At 73.6% G+C, this 14,177-nt stretch carries 12 protein-coding genes; 5 read left to right on the forward strand and 7 right to left on the reverse strand.

Annotated elements, in window-relative coordinates:
- Positions 1-105: 105 nt before the first annotated feature.
- The 3 genes from ACI789_RS24100 to ACI789_RS24110 form a co-directional block, all read right to left on the reverse strand.
- On the reverse strand, positions 106-1,059 hold the full coding sequence (locus ACI789_RS24100; RefSeq protein ID WP_457012084.1) for a UDP-glucuronic acid decarboxylase family protein: 954 nt from the start codon (positions 1,057-1,059) through the stop codon (positions 106-108).
- Positions 1,060-1,070: 11 nt separating this feature from the next.
- Positions 1,071-2,798 carry a peroxidase family protein gene (locus ACI789_RS24105; RefSeq protein WP_457012085.1) on the reverse strand — a complete coding sequence of 576 codons (1,728 nt, stop codon included), beginning with the start codon at positions 2,796-2,798 and terminating at the stop codon, positions 1,071-1,073.
- A 150-nt stretch (positions 2,799-2,948) separates the two neighbouring features.
- Complete coding sequence (locus ACI789_RS24110) at positions 2,949-3,101, reverse strand: hypothetical protein (protein WP_457012086.1); 153 nt, start codon at positions 3,099-3,101, stop codon at positions 2,949-2,951.
- A 670-nt stretch (positions 3,102-3,771) separates the two neighbouring features.
- Between ACI789_RS24110 and ACI789_RS24115 the strand changes: the two genes are divergently transcribed.
- Positions 3,772-3,942, forward strand: a complete 171-nt coding sequence (locus ACI789_RS24115) for a hypothetical protein (RefSeq protein ID WP_457012087.1) — start codon at positions 3,772-3,774, stop codon at positions 3,940-3,942.
- Between the two features lie 258 nt (positions 3,943-4,200).
- Positions 4,201-5,727 (forward strand): amino acid permease, encoded by a 1,527-nt coding sequence (locus ACI789_RS24120; protein ID WP_457012088.1) that lies wholly within the window; start codon positions 4,201-4,203, stop codon positions 5,725-5,727.
- Positions 5,728-5,775: 48 nt separating this feature from the next.
- Here ACI789_RS24120 and pruA read toward each other — a convergent pair whose 3' ends face one another.
- From pruA to ACI789_RS24135, 3 genes are read right to left on the reverse strand one after another with little or no spacing between them, the layout of a single operon-like run.
- Positions 5,776-7,404, reverse strand: coding sequence for an L-glutamate gamma-semialdehyde dehydrogenase (gene pruA / locus ACI789_RS24125; protein WP_457012089.1), 1,629 nt, complete (start codon positions 7,402-7,404; stop codon positions 5,776-5,778).
- Positions 7,405-7,433: 29 nt separating this feature from the next.
- Positions 7,434-8,345 (reverse strand): proline dehydrogenase family protein, encoded by a 912-nt coding sequence (locus tag ACI789_RS24130; RefSeq protein ID WP_457012090.1) that lies wholly within the window; start codon positions 8,343-8,345, stop codon positions 7,434-7,436.
- Between the two features lie 50 nt (positions 8,346-8,395).
- Complete coding sequence (locus ACI789_RS24135; RefSeq protein ID WP_457012091.1) at positions 8,396-8,650, reverse strand: threonine/serine exporter family protein; 255 nt, start codon at positions 8,648-8,650, stop codon at positions 8,396-8,398.
- 439 nt (positions 8,651-9,089) lie between these two features.
- Between ACI789_RS24135 and ACI789_RS24140 the strand changes: the two genes are divergently transcribed.
- Together ACI789_RS24140 and ald are read left to right on the forward strand one after the other, a co-directional pair.
- The gene (locus ACI789_RS24140; protein WP_457012092.1) at positions 9,090-10,484 is read left to right on the forward strand and encodes an aspartate aminotransferase family protein; all 1,395 of its coding nucleotides are present in this window, start codon (positions 9,090-9,092) and stop codon (positions 10,482-10,484) included.
- Positions 10,485-10,537: 53 nt separating this feature from the next.
- Positions 10,538-11,668: an alanine dehydrogenase gene (gene ald, locus ACI789_RS24145; protein ID WP_457012093.1), complete on the forward strand. Its 1,131-nt coding sequence runs from the start codon at positions 10,538-10,540 to the stop codon at positions 11,666-11,668.
- A 90-nt stretch (positions 11,669-11,758) separates the two neighbouring features.
- Here ald and ACI789_RS24150 read toward each other — a convergent pair whose 3' ends face one another.
- Positions 11,759-12,334: a TetR/AcrR family transcriptional regulator gene (locus tag ACI789_RS24150; RefSeq protein ID WP_457012094.1), complete on the reverse strand. Its 576-nt coding sequence runs from the start codon at positions 12,332-12,334 to the stop codon at positions 11,759-11,761.
- A 77-nt stretch (positions 12,335-12,411) separates the two neighbouring features.
- Here ACI789_RS24150 and ACI789_RS24155 point away from each other — a divergent pair, with 77 nt between their 5' ends.
- Positions 12,412-13,950, forward strand: coding sequence for an MFS transporter (locus ACI789_RS24155; RefSeq protein ID WP_457012095.1), 1,539 nt, complete (start codon positions 12,412-12,414; stop codon positions 13,948-13,950).
- The last annotated feature ends 227 nt before the right edge of the window (positions 13,951-14,177 follow it).

A 14,177-nucleotide genomic window follows, 5' to 3' on the forward strand; every position in this document is an offset into this window, starting at 1 on the left:
GCGCCCCGCCCGCGCAGCCCGCCATCCGGCCCCCCCCCCCCCCCCGCCCCCCCCCCCCCCCCCCCCCCCCCCCCCCCCCCCCCCCCCCCCCCCCCCCCCCCCCCCTCAGCCGGTCAGGCCGACCAGGTCGGGGTGCTGGGCGAACCACGCGATGGTGTGCTTGAGCCCGTCGTCCAGGGACATCTGCGGCTCCCAGCCCAGGGCCCGGCGGGCCAGGCTGATGTCGGGCTGGCGGACCGTCGGGTCGTCCTCCGGCCGGGGGACGAACTCGATCGGCGAGGCCGAGCCGGTCAGCTCCCGGATCCGCCGGGCCAGGTCGATCACCGGGATCTCGTGCGGGTTGCCGATGTTCATCGGCCCGGTCTCCGACGACGTCAGGAACCGGAGCAGCCCGTCGACGAGGTCGCTGACGTAGCACACGGAACGGGTCTGGCTCCCGTCGCCGGCCACGGTCAGCGGCTCCCCGGCCAGGGCCTGCCGGACGAAGGTCGGGATGGCCCGGCCGTCGCGGGGCCGCATGCGCGGGCCGTAGGTGTTGAAGATCCGCACGATCGCGGTGTCGACGCCGTGCGTGCGCCGGTAGGCCGACGTCATGGCCTCGGCGAAGCGCTTGGCCTCGTCGTAGACGCCGCGCGGGCCCACCGGGTTCACGTTGCCCCAGTAGGTCTCCGGCTGCGGGTGGACCAGCGGGTCCCCGTAGGTCTCCGACGTCGAGGCGAGCAGGTACCGCGCCCCCTTCTCCTTGGCCAGGCCGAGGGTGTGCAGGGTCCCGATCGAGCCGACCTTCATCGTGTGGATGGGCAGTTCGGCGTAGTCGATCGGCGAGGCGGGCGAGGCGAAGTGGAGGACGTAGTCGACCGGCCCGGGAACGTGGACGTAGTCGGTGACGTCGGCGCGGACCAGGCGGAAGCCCGGGTGCTCCAGCAGGTGCGCCACGTTGGCCGGCGTCCCGGTCAGGAAGTTGTCGAGGCAGAGCACCTCGACGTCGCGGTCGAGCAGCGCTTCGCACAGGTGCGACCCGAGGAAGCCGGCACCGCCGGTCACGACAGCACGAGACATGGGGTGTCCTCTCACTCGGCCAGGGTCAGGGAGCCCACCGGGGAGGTGGCCTCGGGGTTGATCCGCTCGTCGGGCTCCAGGGGCTGAGGCCCGATCTCGTCGACCTCGTCGTCGGGCAGCACGATCCGCGAGCGCGGGTCCAGGGCGTCGGCCAGCAGGATCAGGTCGCCCACCTTCTTGTCCTGCTTCCACTGGAAGCCGGGCTTGAGGTTGAAGTAGGACTCCGGGTCCAGCGCCATGATGCCGAGGATCACCTCGGCGACGATCCGGCCGCCGACCGGGCCGAGCTTCTTGCCCTGGCCGAGCAGCTCGGCCTCCTTGAGCACGTAGTACCAGAGCGGAGCCTTGCCGCCCCAGCCCGGCGCCTTGAGGTTCAGCTCCTGGTTGGTCAGCGGGGTGACCCCCATGGCCGTGGCCACGTCCTGACCGCAGGGCAGGCCGAGCCGCTTGCCGCGCAGGAGGTTGCGCTCGGCGAGGGCGATGATCGCCTTGTCGGTGCGGGCCACGACCGTCGGCGGCAGGGTGAACAGCGGCAGCGAGAGCTGCGTGTTGATGAGCCGGGCGAAGTTCCGGTCGTCCGGTGGCTCGAGGCCCGGGATGTCGAAGAAGTAGTTCCAGTCCGCCCACAGGTTGTGCGGGATCGGGCGGTTGCCGCGGAGGTCCTCGAAGCCGTCGGCGCCGAAGATCGGGACGGTGTGGCCGTCCTGCATCTCGTACTCGGCGCGGATCATGCTGTGCCCGAACCGGTAGGCCGCACCCGAGTACTCGATCGGCATGTAGGGGTTGTCGGGGTGCTCGGGCTTGTAGAACGTGCCCTGGAACCGGATCGGGCCCGCCCCGTCGCGCTTGATCACGGTGTTGACGACGTCCTTGCCGACGATGCGCGGCAGGTAGTCGTTGACGATCAGCCACTGGTAGTGCCACCGACACTGACGACGGGCCTGCGCGAAGGTCATGCCCTGGTCCATGAACTTGTTGTGCAGCCGGATGAACACCGTGTGCAGCTGGGCGACGATCAGGTTCTCGTCGTTGCGCGGGTCGCCGAGGTAGGCGGCGCCGACCTCGTCGCGCGGCAGGTCGACCACGTCGTCGTGGAGCCAGAGCCGGAGGTAGCCGGGCTTGTCCGGGTCGTAGAGCTCGGGGCTGCCGTTCGCGTTGTTGCCGTAGACGCTGCCCAGGTCGAACCACGGGGTGTCGAAGTTCCGCATCGCCAGCGGGTCCTGGAGCCGGTGGGTCAGCGGCGTCTTGTCCAGGGTCATGTCGTGGTCGACGAACTGCCCGAAGTAGATGTAGCCGGCCGGGATCCCCGGGTTGTCGGCGGCGGGGTTGCTCAGCCGCACGTCGGTCAGCGGTTGCAGGCCGTCGTTCATGCTCGCGGCGAGCCACCGCAGGAGCCCGTCGGTGGGCGCGAAGGCCGGCAGGTCCTTGAACATCAGGCCGTAGCGGGCCTCCACCCTCCGGTTCACCCGGACGGCGACGTCGGCTCCGCGGGGGTCGCCGACGGCGTGCGCCCCGGTCTCGGCGGGTGCGTCGGGCACCGGCGGCGGCTCGGTGGTCTCGGGAGCGGGGACGGGGTCCTCGGCCGCCCGCGCCGTGCCGGCGAGCCCGCCGCCGACGGCGGGCACCACCGCCGTGGCGAGCGCGCCGGCGAGGAAGCCGCGCCGGGCCATCCGCCGCGGGCCGCCCGCTCCGCTGAACGGGCAACCGCCCGCCGTCTGGTCGTCCTGGTCCACCCTCATCGCCCCCGGTCCGGTACGGGCCCCCCGGCCCGCGTCGGGAGCAGCTTCGCCAGACCGGCCCCGACGCGGCAGACGCGTCCGAGGGGGCGGCGAGCCCCTAGATGTGGGGGGCGCGACCGCCCGGGGACGGGCGCGCGGGAGGCGGCGCCGTCAGTCCGGCTGGCACGGGAAGGGGATCCACCAGATCCAGACGCGCTCGCAGTCCTGCGGGGCGATCCCGCTCTCGGCCGCGGTCGCCGGGGGTGACACCAGCACGGCTGCCGCGGTGAACCCACCGACGACCAGGGCTCGGAGCAGTCGCATGGTCCCTCCCCGGCCCTGCACCCCGGCGCCCGATGCGGGAACTCCTCACCTCACCGGTGGAGTCGGATGCTGCCCACGTGGTGGGGTTCTCCCCAGGGCCCTTGGTCCCTGATGTCCGTGCCCCCGCCGCCGGCCGCGGTTCAGGCTGCTGCTGGAGAGCGCGGCCATGGACCCGGTGCTCGAGCACGTGCCGCTGGACCCGGTCCCGGTGCGTGCTGCTCGCCGACACGGCCGCGTCGGGCCTCACCGGCCGACGCCCAGCTGCGCCGTCCGGCGGGGGAGCCCGACGTCCACCTGAGCGCGGCCCCCGACGGGCTCACCGACGCGCCCATCGCGCTGACCGTGGTCGACGGGGCCGTCGTCCACCGGCATGCGGGGGTGGACGCCTGACCGTTCCCTCCGGCGCTGACCGGTGGAGGGCAGCGTGCCGACCGTCACCCCCGGGACGCGTGCCCCGGGCCCGGGCGTCGTCCTACCGTGGGAGGGTCCTCGGACGCCACCGGCGTCCCCCCGGGCGCCCCATCCGATCGACGAGAAGCGCAGAAGAACAGTGTCCGCAGAGCCCGAAGACCCCCGCACGTCTGGCCCCGGCGCGCGGCAGGACGCGAGCGGACCGCGGTCGACCCGGACGTTCGGATCGGTCACGGCGCGACGCTGGACCCGGCGCCTGGTGCGCAGCCTGGTGCTCCTCGACTCCTGGACCCCGACCACCCACCGGCTGAGCTCCCCCCAGGCCGCACGGAGGCACCTGCGAGCCGAGTGGACCCGCTCCGGTGACCTCACCGAGGCGCAGGCCGCTGCCCTCCTCGCCCTCGACGAGACGACTCCCTGGGAGGGCTGACCGCCGCCGCGGGCCGTGCGCTCGCCGCTCCCTCCCGGCGTCCAGGCCAGGGCACCGGTGGCCGCTATCCGGCCCCCGAGGCCGGCGGTGCGGACCCGGACCGGCGTGTCCGACGGCCCGCCCGCGCGCCGCGCAGCGCACGCGCACGCGACGTCACGGAGGGGAGTCGTTGCGCTGGCGTGACCCCGGTGGTCCGCCCATCATCATCGAGAGGTCACGCCTGACCCCACCGACTCGTAGCCACACGAGGGAGCGGACATGGCACACGGCCCGACCGCCGAGGGCGGCAACCTCCACAAGGGACTCAAGCAGCGCCACCTCACGATGATCGCGATCGGCGGCGTCATCGGCGCGGGCCTGTTCGTCGGCTCGGGCGCGATCATCGGTGAGGTCGGCCCTGCGGCGTTCCTGACCTATGCCCTCACGGGCGTCCTGATCGTCATGGTCATGCGGATGCTCGGGGAGATGGCGGTCGCCAACCCCTCGACGGGGTCCTTCGCCGACTACGCGCGGCAGTCGCTCGGCGGCTGGGCCGGCTTCAGCGTGGGCTGGCTGTACTGGTACTTCTGGGTGATCGTGGTCGGCTTCGAGGCCGTGGCCGGGGCGGCGATCCTGCAGCGCTGGCTGCCCGACATCCCGCTGTGGGTCATGGCGCTCGTCCTGATGGTGCTCATGACGGCGACCAACCTGTTCTCGGTGGCCTCCTACGGGGAGTTCGAGTACTGGTTCGCCGGCGTCAAGGTCTTCGCGATCGTGGCGTTCATCGCCCTGGGCGCGCTGTTCGTCCTGGGGCTGTGGCCGGGCCGCGACCTGGACTTCTCGAACCTGACCGAGCACGGCGGCCTGTTCCCCAACGGCGTCGGCACGCTCGTCTCGGGCATCGTGATCGTGGTCTTCTCGATGGTCGGCGCCGAGATCGCCACCATCGCCGCCGCCGAGTCCGCGGAGCCGGAGCGCGGCATCGCACGGGCGACGAACTCAGTCGTCCTCCGGATCCTGATCTTCTACGTCGGCTCCATCTTCCTGCTGGCCACCATCCTGCCGTGGAACTCCACGGAGCTCGGTGACTCCCCGTACGTGGCCGCGATGGAGGAGATGGGGATCCCGGCGGCGGCCGAGATCATGAACGCGGTCGTGCTCACCGCCGTCCTGTCCTGCCTGAACTCCGGCCTCTACACGGCCTCGCGCATGCTGTTCGTGCTCGCCGCCCGGCACGAGGCACCCGGCCGGTTGCTCTCGATCAACCGGCGTGGTGTCCCCGCGTGGGCGATCCTCGCGTCCAGCGTCGTCGGGTTCCTCTGCGTGATCGCGGCCTACGTGTCCCCGGACACGGTCTTCCTGTTCCTGCTCAACTCCTCCGGCGCCATCATCCTGTTCGTCTACCTGCTGATCACCCTGTCCCAGCTGCGGATGCGGCCGACGATCCCGCCGGAGCGGCTGCGGGTGAAGATGTGGTTCTACCCCGTCCTGACCCTGCTCACGGCGGCCGCCATCGTCGGGATCCTCGTGCAGATGTTCGTCCGGGACAGCACCCGGTCGCAGCTCCTGCTCAGCCTGCTCGCCTGGGCGGTCGTGCTCGTCGCCTACGCCGTCCGGCGCAGGGCCATCGGCGAGGCCCACCTGACCGACCAGGGGGTCGCCGCGGAGACCCGCGCCGACCGGTGGATGCACGAGCACGGCGCCGTCGTCGACGTCGAGGTCGACGCCGCCGTGGGGGAGGGGCGGCTGGACCCCCGCGTCATCCGGCGGATGGACGAGGAGGGGTACCCGAACGAGGCGCCGTGACCGCCGCGGGGGACGGCGTCAGGGCGCGAGGGGAGCCGGGGGACGGCGTCAGCCCATGTGCGGGTACCGGTAGTCGGTGGGCGGCACGAAGCTCTCCTTGATCGACCGCGGCGACACCCAGCGGAGCAGGTTGAGGACCGAGCCGGCCTTGTCGTTGGTGCCGCTGGCCCGGGCGCCCCCGAAGGGCTGCTGTCCGACCACTGCCCCGGTGGGCTTGTCGTTGACGTAGAAGTTGCCGGCGGAGAACCGCAGCACCTCCATGGCCTCGACGATCGCGGCGCGGTCCTGGGCGATGATCGACCCGGTGAGGCCGTACGGGGCGGCGTCCGCGGCCTCGCGGACCACCCGGTCGTAGTCGGCGTCGTCGTAGACGAACACCCCGAGGATCGGGCCGAAGTACTCGGTGGTGAACACCTCGTGCTCGGGGTTGTCGGCCTGGACCAGCGTGGGGCGGACGAAGAAGCCCTCGCTGTCGTCGGCGGTGCCCCCGGCCAGGATCTCCACGCCGTCCTCCCCGCGGACCCGGTCCAGGACGCCGGTCAGCCGGTCGAAGGAGCGCTGGTCGATGACCGCACCCAGGAACATCGAGAAGTCGGTGACGTCGCCCATCGGCATGCCCTCGACCTCCTCCAGGAACGGATCCCGGAGCCGGTCCCACACGGACCGGGGGATGTAGGCCCGGGAGGCCGCGGAGCACTTCTGCCCCTGGAACTCGAACGCCCCGCGCACCAGGGCGGTGCGCAGCACGTCGACGTCGGCGGAGGGGTGCGCGATCACGAAGTCCTTGCCGCCGGTCTCGCCCACCAGCCGCGGGTAGGCCCGGTAGCCGGTCAGGTTCTCCGTCACCGTCCGCCACAGGTGGCCGAAGGTCGCGGTGGATCCGGTGAAGTGGATGCCGGCCAGGTCGGGGTGCACCAGCGCGACCTCGCTGACCGCCCGGCCGTCCCCGGTGACCATGTTGATCACCCCGGGTGGCAGGCCGGCCTCCTCCAGCACCCGCATCGTGTGGTGGGCGGCGACCTGCTGGGTGGGGGAGGGCTTCCAGATGACCGTGTTGCCCATCAGCGCCGGCGCGGTGGGCAGGTTGCCCGCGATGGCGGTGAAGTTGAACGGGGTGATGGCCAGCACGAACCCCTCGAGCGGCCGGTGGTCGAAACGGTTCCAGACCCCGGGCGAGCTCATCGGCTGCTCCTCGAGGATCTGCCGGCCGAAGTGGACGTTGAACCGCCAGAAGTCGACCAGCTCGCAGGGCGCGTCGATCTCGGCCTGGTAGCAGGTCTTGCTCTGCCCGAGCATCGTGGCCGCGTTGAGCGTGTGCCGCCACGGCCCGGCCAGCAGCTCGGCGGCCTTGAGGAAGACCGCGGCACGGTCGTCGTAGGACATCCGCCGCCACGCGGGTGCCGCGGCGCGGGCCGCCTCCACGGCGTCGGCGACGTCCTGCGGCGTCGCGTTGCCCATCGTGCCCAGCACGGCGTCCCTGCGGTGTGGCTGGACGACGTCGATGGGCTCCCCGCCGCCGACCCGCTGCTCACCGCCGATGGTCATGGTCAGCTCGACCCGTTCGGCGGCGAGCTGCTTCAACCGCTCCTCCAGCGCCGCCCGCTCGGCGCTGCCGGGTGCGAAGTCGTGGACCGGCTCGTTGACCGGTGGCGGGACCTGGGTGACGGCGTCGAGCATCTCGGATCACGCTCCGGGTGTCAGGCGGTTCATCGACCGACGAGGGCGCGCAGGAAGAACACCAGGTTGGCCGGGCGCTCGGCCATCCGGCGCGTCAGGTAGGGGTACCAGGCCGAACCGAACGGGATGTACACGCGCACGCGGTGACCGTCGTCCACGAGTTCCTGCTGGAGGTCGCGGCGGATGCCGTGCAGGAACTGGAACTCGTACTCCTCCGGACCCTTGCCGGCTCGCGCGGCGGCCGCACGCGCGTACGCGATCAGCTCGTCGTCGTGCGTGCCGAACGCCGGATCGGAGCCGTGCTCGAACAGCCAGTCGGTCAGGTGCTTGAACTGCGCCCGGATCTCGGCCTTGCCCTGGTGGGCCCGCTCCAGGGGCTCGGCGTAGGCGCCCTTCACCAGCCGGACCCGCGGCTTCAGGGGCGCCAGTGTCTCCAGGTCCACGGGGGTGCGGCGGAGCGCGGCCTGCACGGCGAGCCGGGTCTGCGGGTGCGCGGTCGCGGCCTCCCGGAACAGGGCCAGCGTGTCCGGGACCAGGCTGCTGTCCTCCATGTCGATCTCGACGGGGACGCCCGCGGACTTGGCCTGGTCGAGGATCTCGGTCAGGTTCGCCACGCAGGCCTCCCGGTCCACGGTCTGGCCGAGCTGGGAGAGCTTGATGGAGATCTCGGCGTCCAGACCCCGCCCGGCGATCGCCCGCGCGGCCGCCTCGTACTCCGCGACGGCGGAGGCCGCGCCCGACAGGTCGGTGACGCCCTCCCCGAGCAGGTCGAGGATGCTGCCGATCCGCCGGGCAGCCAGCGCCGTGGCCACGTCGAGCGCCTCGTCGAGCCGCTCACCGGCGACGAAGCGGTGTGCGGCCCGGCGGGCGATCGGGTTCTCGGTGACCTGCCGCTGGAGTCTCGGGCTGCCGGCGGCCCACATCAGCACTCGGTTGACCATCGCGCCTCCCGTTCCGGGTCGGCTCGCGTCGGGCGGCTGGGGTACCGACTCTACCGATGTGTGACAGGGGTCACACCGATGGGACGGCGTCTCAGCAGGTCCGTGACGCCCTGCAGGCGCGTGTGGTCCGTCCCGCGCATCCGCACGGTGCGCATCGCGGTGAGCGGCACGGCGTCCTCGCGGTCGTAGCTGATCACCAGCGACGTGGACGTGACGTCGACCTGGCAGCTGCCCAGCCCGTAGGCGGCGGCCACCCGCAGCACCGTGGCGGTGACGTCGGCAGCGGCGGCCCCGATGACCAGCATCGACTCCCCGATGCGCAGGGCGAGGCCCGGCGCGCGTGCGCGGTGAGGTCGTCCATCGAGCTGGGCTGAGCCCGCAGGCCGATGGGCGTCGGTCGGCGGCCCGCTGCCCCGATGGCCCGCCATGCCCGGTCGGGTGTGCGCGCGAAGGTCCTGCGGTGATGCCGGCGCCCGCTGGACACGCCGCCAGGCTGGATGCGCGCGACGCGGGACGGACCGGCCGGCGCCCAGCCGTCCGACGGCGTCCGTGAGGGGGCGGGGCACGCGGTGCCCACGCTCACCCCCTCACCCCGGGACGTCGGGTCGGTGGGGGAGCGAGGCCGATCCCGTGGTCGCTGCGGAACAGATCGCCGCAGACTCGGGCCATGCTGACGGTGGCCGGCGCGATCGCGACGGTGGGTCGTCCGACGTCCCTCCGGCCCGAGACCACGAGGAGCGCGGGATGACCACCTCGATCGAGCAGCCCCCGGCCGGCGTGCCGGACTCGACGGCGGCGCGTGCAGCCGACCACCTGTGGATGCACTTCGCCCGCCAGGGGCGGCACCCGGACACGCCGATCCCGGTGGTCACCCGCGGGGAGGGCGCCTACATCTGGGACAACCGGGGACGGAAGATCCTCGACGGCCTGTCCGGCCTGTTCGTCGTCCAGGTGGGGCACGGGCGGCGCGAGCTGGCCGAGGTGGCGGCGAAGCAGGCCGCGGAGCTGGCGTACTTCCCGGTGTGGGGTTACACCACGCCGGTGCAGGCCGAGCTGGCCGAGCGGGTCGCCGACCTCGCGCCCGCGGATCTCGATCGGGTCTTCTTCACCACCGGTGGCGGCGAGGCGGTGGAGTCAGCGTGGAAGGCGGCCAAGCAGTACTTCAAGCTGATCGGCAAGCCGGGCAAGACCAAGGTGATCAGCCGCGCGGTGGCTTACCACGGGACGCCGCACGGCGCGCTGGCCATCACCGGGCTGCCCGCCATGAAGAGGGACTTCGAGCCGCTGGCCCCGGGCGGGTTCCGGGTGCCCAACACGAACCTGTACCGGCATCCGGAGTTCGCCGACGACCCGAAGGCCTTCGGCCGGTGGGCCGCCGACCGGATCGAGGAGGCGATCCTGTTCGAGGGCGCCGACACCGTCGCCGCGGTGTTCCTCGAGCCGGTGCAGAACTCCGGCGGCTGTCTGACCCCGCCGCCGGGCTACTTCGAGCGCGTCCGCGAGATCTGTGACCGGCACGACGTGCTGCTGGTGTCCGACGAGGTCATCTGCGCCTTCGGCCGGCACGGTGCGACGTTCGCCTGCGAGAAGTTCGGCTACACCCCGGACCTGATCACCTGCGCCAAGGGGATGAGCTCCGGCTACGGCCCGATCGGCGCGATGATCGCCTCGGAGAGGGTGGTCGAGCCGTTCCTGCGCCCGGACGTGGCGTTCCCGCACGGCTACACCTTCGGCGGGCACCCGGTGGCGGCGGCCGTCTCCCTGGCCAACCTCGACCTCATGGAGCGCGAGGGGCTCAACCGCCGCGTGCTGGACAACGAGGCCGCGCTGGGCGCGACCCTGCGCAAGCTGCTGGACCTGCCGATCGTCGGCGACGTCCGCGGCGACGGCTACTTCTGGGCCGTCGAGCTGGTCAAGGACAAGGCCACCCGGCAGACCTTCGACGCCGCCGAGCGGGAGCGGCTGGTCCGCGGCTTCCTGCCCGGCGCGCTGTTCGAGGCCGGCCTGTACTGCCGCCCCGACGACCGCGGCGACGTCGTGGTCCAGGTCGCGCCGCCGCTCATCTGCGGCCAGGCCGAGTTCGACGAGATGGAGCAGATCCTGCGGCACACCCTGACCGAGGCCCAGACGCGCGTCTGACGCCGCCGACCGCACCGGTGCCAGCACCGGGCGCCGACCGGAGGAGACATCCCATGAGCACGCTCGTCGTCGGAGTTCCCAAGGAGATCAAGGACAACGAGAACCGGGTGGCGCTCACCCCCGACGGCGTCGTGGAGCTGGTGTCCGACGGCCACCAGGTCGTCGTCCAGGCCGGCGCCGGCGCCGGGTCCCGGTTCCTCGACGAGGAGTACGCCACCGCCGGCGCCAAGGTCGTGCCGAGCGCCGACGAGGTGTTCGCCGCGGCCGACCTGATCGTCAAGGTCAAGGAGCCGGTGCCCGAGGAGTACTCCCGCTTCCGCCCGGGCCAGCAGCTGTTCACCTACCTGCACCTGGCCGCCGACCGCCGGCTGACCGAGTTCCTGCTCGAGCGGCGGATCGACTCGATCGCCTACGAGACCGTGCAGACCGCCGACGGCAGGCTGCCGCTGCTGACCCCGATGAGCGAGGTCGCCGGGCGGATGGCGGTGCAGGCCGCCGCGCACCACCTGGAGAACCCGGCCGGGGGAGCGGGGATCCTGCTCGGCGGTGTCCCCGGCACTCCCGCGGCCAAGGTGCTCATCATCGGCGGCGGGGTGGCCGGCACCGAGGCGGCGAAGATCGCGCTGGGGATGCGGGCCATCGTGCGGGTGCTCGACACCAACCCCAGCCGGCTGGCCTACCTGTCCGACATCTTCGGCGGGCGGCTGGACCTGGTGACGCCCAACCGGGCCCGGACGGCGGCCTACGTCGCCGAGGCCGACGTCGTGATCGGCGCGGTCCTCGTGCCCGGCGCGAAGGCGCCCAAGCTGGTCAGCCGGGAGATGATCGCCGCGATGCGCCCGGGCAGCGTGGTCGTCGACATCGCCATCGACCAGGGCGGCTGCTTCGAGACCAGCCGGGCGACCACCCACTCGCACCCGACCTACGTCGAGGAGGGCGTCACCCACTACTGCGTGGCCAACATCCCCGGCGCCGTCGCCCGCACCTCGACCCAGGCCCTGACCTCGGCCACGCTGCCCTACCTGGTCCGGGTCGCCCGGCACGGCGTGGCCGGCGCCGCCCAGGCCGACCCCGCCCTGCGCCACGGCCTGAGCACCCTCGACGGGCACCTCGTCACCCGACCGGTCGCCGACGCCCACGACCTGCCCTTCACCGATGCCGACGGGCTGCTCGCGACGAGGTGAGGCCCGGCGCGCTCGACCCGCCGAACGCACCGACCGTGGTCGACGGCGCCGTGGTGCACCGGGGCGCGGCCGTCGACGCATGAGCGCCGGTCAGCCGGGACCGACGAGCGGGCCGGTGTCGCGGGTGAGCCGCAGCAGCAGGTCGCGCGTGGCGGCCAGCTCGTCGGCGCCCAGCGGCCCCTCGAACAGCGGCGCGATCGACACGCCGTCGCAGGCGCGGAGCACCACGACCACGCGCTGGCTGTCCAGGCCGTCCTCGGCCAGGGTCTCGTTCCAGCGCCGGTAGCGCTCCTGGGAGCGGCGGGTCAGCTCGGGGAACGAACTGAGGGTGGCCATGAGGGTCGTCTGCTCGACCGCGTCCTGGCCGTGCTCGAGCTCGTCGAAGGTCGCCCGGACGTAGGCGCGAAGCAGCCGCCCGGGCGCGGTGTCGTCGGGGTCGACGCGGTCCTGCACGGCCCGGTCGAACTGCTCGAACAGGTCGTCGGCCAGGGCGGTGAGCAGCTCGTCCTTGGTGCGGAAGTGGTGCATCAGGCCGCCCTTGGAGACGCCGGCCTCCCGCGCCACGACGTCGAGGCTGACCCCCGCGCCGTGGACGCTCACCGACCGGGCGGCCGCGTCGAGCAGCGCCCGGCGCGTCCGCGCCGCATCCCGCACCTGACCCGCCACCGTCTCCTCCTGCCCCGGCCCGCGGGAGGAGCCTAGGTCGATGGCTAACAAACCGTCTGGTCGGTACGCTACTCGCCATGAGCACCGCTCCGTCCACCGTCGCCGACCCGGTCGCCCCACGGGAGGCCGCCCGCTCCGCCGGGCCGCGGGAGTGGGCGGCGCTCGCCGTGCTCGTCCTGGCCGTGGTGCTGCTGTCGGTCGACAGCACCGTGCTGGCCCTCGCCGTCCCGGCGCTCACCGCCGACCTGCGGCCGACGGCGGGGGAGCTGTTGTGGATCGGCGACGTCTACGGCTTCGCGCTGGCCGGTCTGCTGGTGCTCATGGGCGGCCTGGCCGACCGCTTCGGCCGCAAGCGGGTGCTGCTGATCGGCACCGCCGCCTTCGGGCTGGCCTCCGCCGTCGCGGCCTTCGCTGCCGACCCGGCGACGCTGGTCGCGGCGCGGGCGGCGCAGGGCGCGGCGGGGGCGACCCTGATGCCCTCGACGCTGTCGCTCATCCGCAACCTGTTCCCCGTCCCGCGGCAGCGGACCCGCGCCATCGCGCTGTGGAGCGCGGGCGCGTCGGGCGGTGCCGTGCTCGGTCCGCTGGTCGGCGGGGTGCTGCTCCAGGACTCCTGGTGGGGCTCGGTCTTCCTGGTCAACCTGCCCGTCGTCGCCGTCCTCCTGGTCGCCGGCTGGCTGCTCCTCCCGGAGTCCCGGGCTCCGCGCGCGGGGCGGCTGGACGTGCTCGGCGCGGTGCAGTCGATCGTCGCCGTCCTGGGGCTGGTGTACGCGGTCAAGGAGGTCGTCGGCCACGGCCCGACGCCGGCGGCGGCCGGGACGGCGGCGGTGGCCCTCGTCGCGGCGGTGCTGTTCGTCCGCCGGCAGCGGCGGGTCGCCGACCCGCTGGTCGACCTCCGGCTGTTCGCCAACCGGGCCTTCTCCGGCGCCCTGGCCAGCCAGCTGATCGCGCTGCTGGCGCTGACCGGCCTGCTGTTCTTCTTCTCCCAGTACCTCCAGCTGGTGCGGGGGCACACGCCGCTGGAGGCGGGCCTGCGGGAGCTCCCGCTGATGGTCGCCTCGCTCGCCGTCGTGGTCGTGGTGGGCCCGCTGGTCTCCCGCGTCGGGACGGGCCGGGCGATCGGCCTCGGGCTCGCCGTCACCGCGGCCGGGATGCTCGGCCTGGCCGGCGCCGAGGCGCTGTCCGGCTACGCCTGGCTGGCCGCCGCCCTCGTCGTCCTCGGCTGCGGCTTTGGGGTGGCGTTCACGCTGAGCACCGACGCCGCCGTCGGGGCGGTGGACCCGCGCCGGGCGGGCGCCGCCTCCGCGCTGTCGGAAACGTCCTACGAGCTCGGCGCCGCGCTGGGCGTCGCGCTGCTCGGCTCGCTGCAGACCGTGCTGTACCGCAGCGCCCTGCCCGAGGACGTCGCCGGCCTCGGCGGGGGAGCGGTCCGGGAGTCGCTGGCCCGCGCCGGCGAGGTGCTGGCGCCGGGCGAGGGCGCGCTCGCCGTGGCCCGCGAGTCGTTCACCTGGGCGATGCAGCTCAGCGCGGTCGCCGCGGCGGCGCTGCTGGCGGTCGCCGCGGTCACGGCGTGGGTGGTGGTCCCGTCGGCGAGGACGCGCTCGTCGCACGGGTGAGCTCCCCGTCGGGTTCCCCCGACCGGCCGGCGGGCAGCCGCACCGGGGCCCGGCCGCCGACGACGGCCGGGCCCCGGCGCGGGCGGGTCAGGAACTGACGGGCTCGGCGGGCACCGGCGGGCGGGGGGGGGGGGGGGGGGGGGGGGGGGGGGGGGGCGGGGGGGGGGGGGGGGGGGGGGGGGGGTGGGGGGTGGCGTGGGGGTCGCGGGCCCGCCCGCCGCGGCGCG

This window comes from Geodermatophilus sp. SYSU D00965, assembly GCF_054050075.1.

What these genes read in the sequence shown, in the direction of transcription:
- ACI789_RS24130 (WP_457012090.1), bottom strand. Translation starts at nt 8,345, where the DNA reads ATGGTCAACCGAGTGCTGATGTGGGCCGCCGGCAGCCCGAGACTCCAG.
- ACI789_RS24155 (WP_457012095.1), top strand. Translation starts at nt 12,412, where the DNA reads ATGAGCACCGCTCCGTCCACCGTCGCCGACCCGGTCGCCCCACGGGAG.
- ACI789_RS24110 (WP_457012086.1), bottom strand. Translation starts at nt 3,101, where the DNA reads ATGCGACTGCTCCGAGCCCTGGTCGTCGGTGGGTTCACCGCGGCAGCC.
- ACI789_RS24120 (WP_457012088.1), top strand. Translation starts at nt 4,201, where the DNA reads ATGGCACACGGCCCGACCGCCGAGGGCGGCAACCTCCACAAGGGACTC.
- ACI789_RS24140 (WP_457012092.1), top strand. Translation starts at nt 9,090, where the DNA reads ATGACCACCTCGATCGAGCAGCCCCCGGCCGGCGTGCCGGACTCGACG.
- ACI789_RS24100 (WP_457012084.1), bottom strand. Translation starts at nt 1,059, where the DNA reads ATGTCTCGTGCTGTCGTGACCGGCGGTGCCGGCTTCCTCGGGTCGCAC.
- ald (WP_457012093.1), top strand. Translation starts at nt 10,538, where the DNA reads ATGAGCACGCTCGTCGTCGGAGTTCCCAAGGAGATCAAGGACAACGAG.
- ACI789_RS24135 (WP_457012091.1), bottom strand. Translation starts at nt 8,650, where the DNA reads ATGCTGGTCATCGGGGCCGCCGCTGCCGACGTCACCGCCACGGTGCTG.
- pruA (WP_457012089.1), bottom strand. Translation starts at nt 7,404, where the DNA reads ATGCTCGACGCCGTCACCCAGGTCCCGCCACCGGTCAACGAGCCGGTC.
- ACI789_RS24105 (WP_457012085.1), bottom strand. Translation starts at nt 2,798, where the DNA reads ATGAGGGTGGACCAGGACGACCAGACGGCGGGCGGTTGCCCGTTCAGC.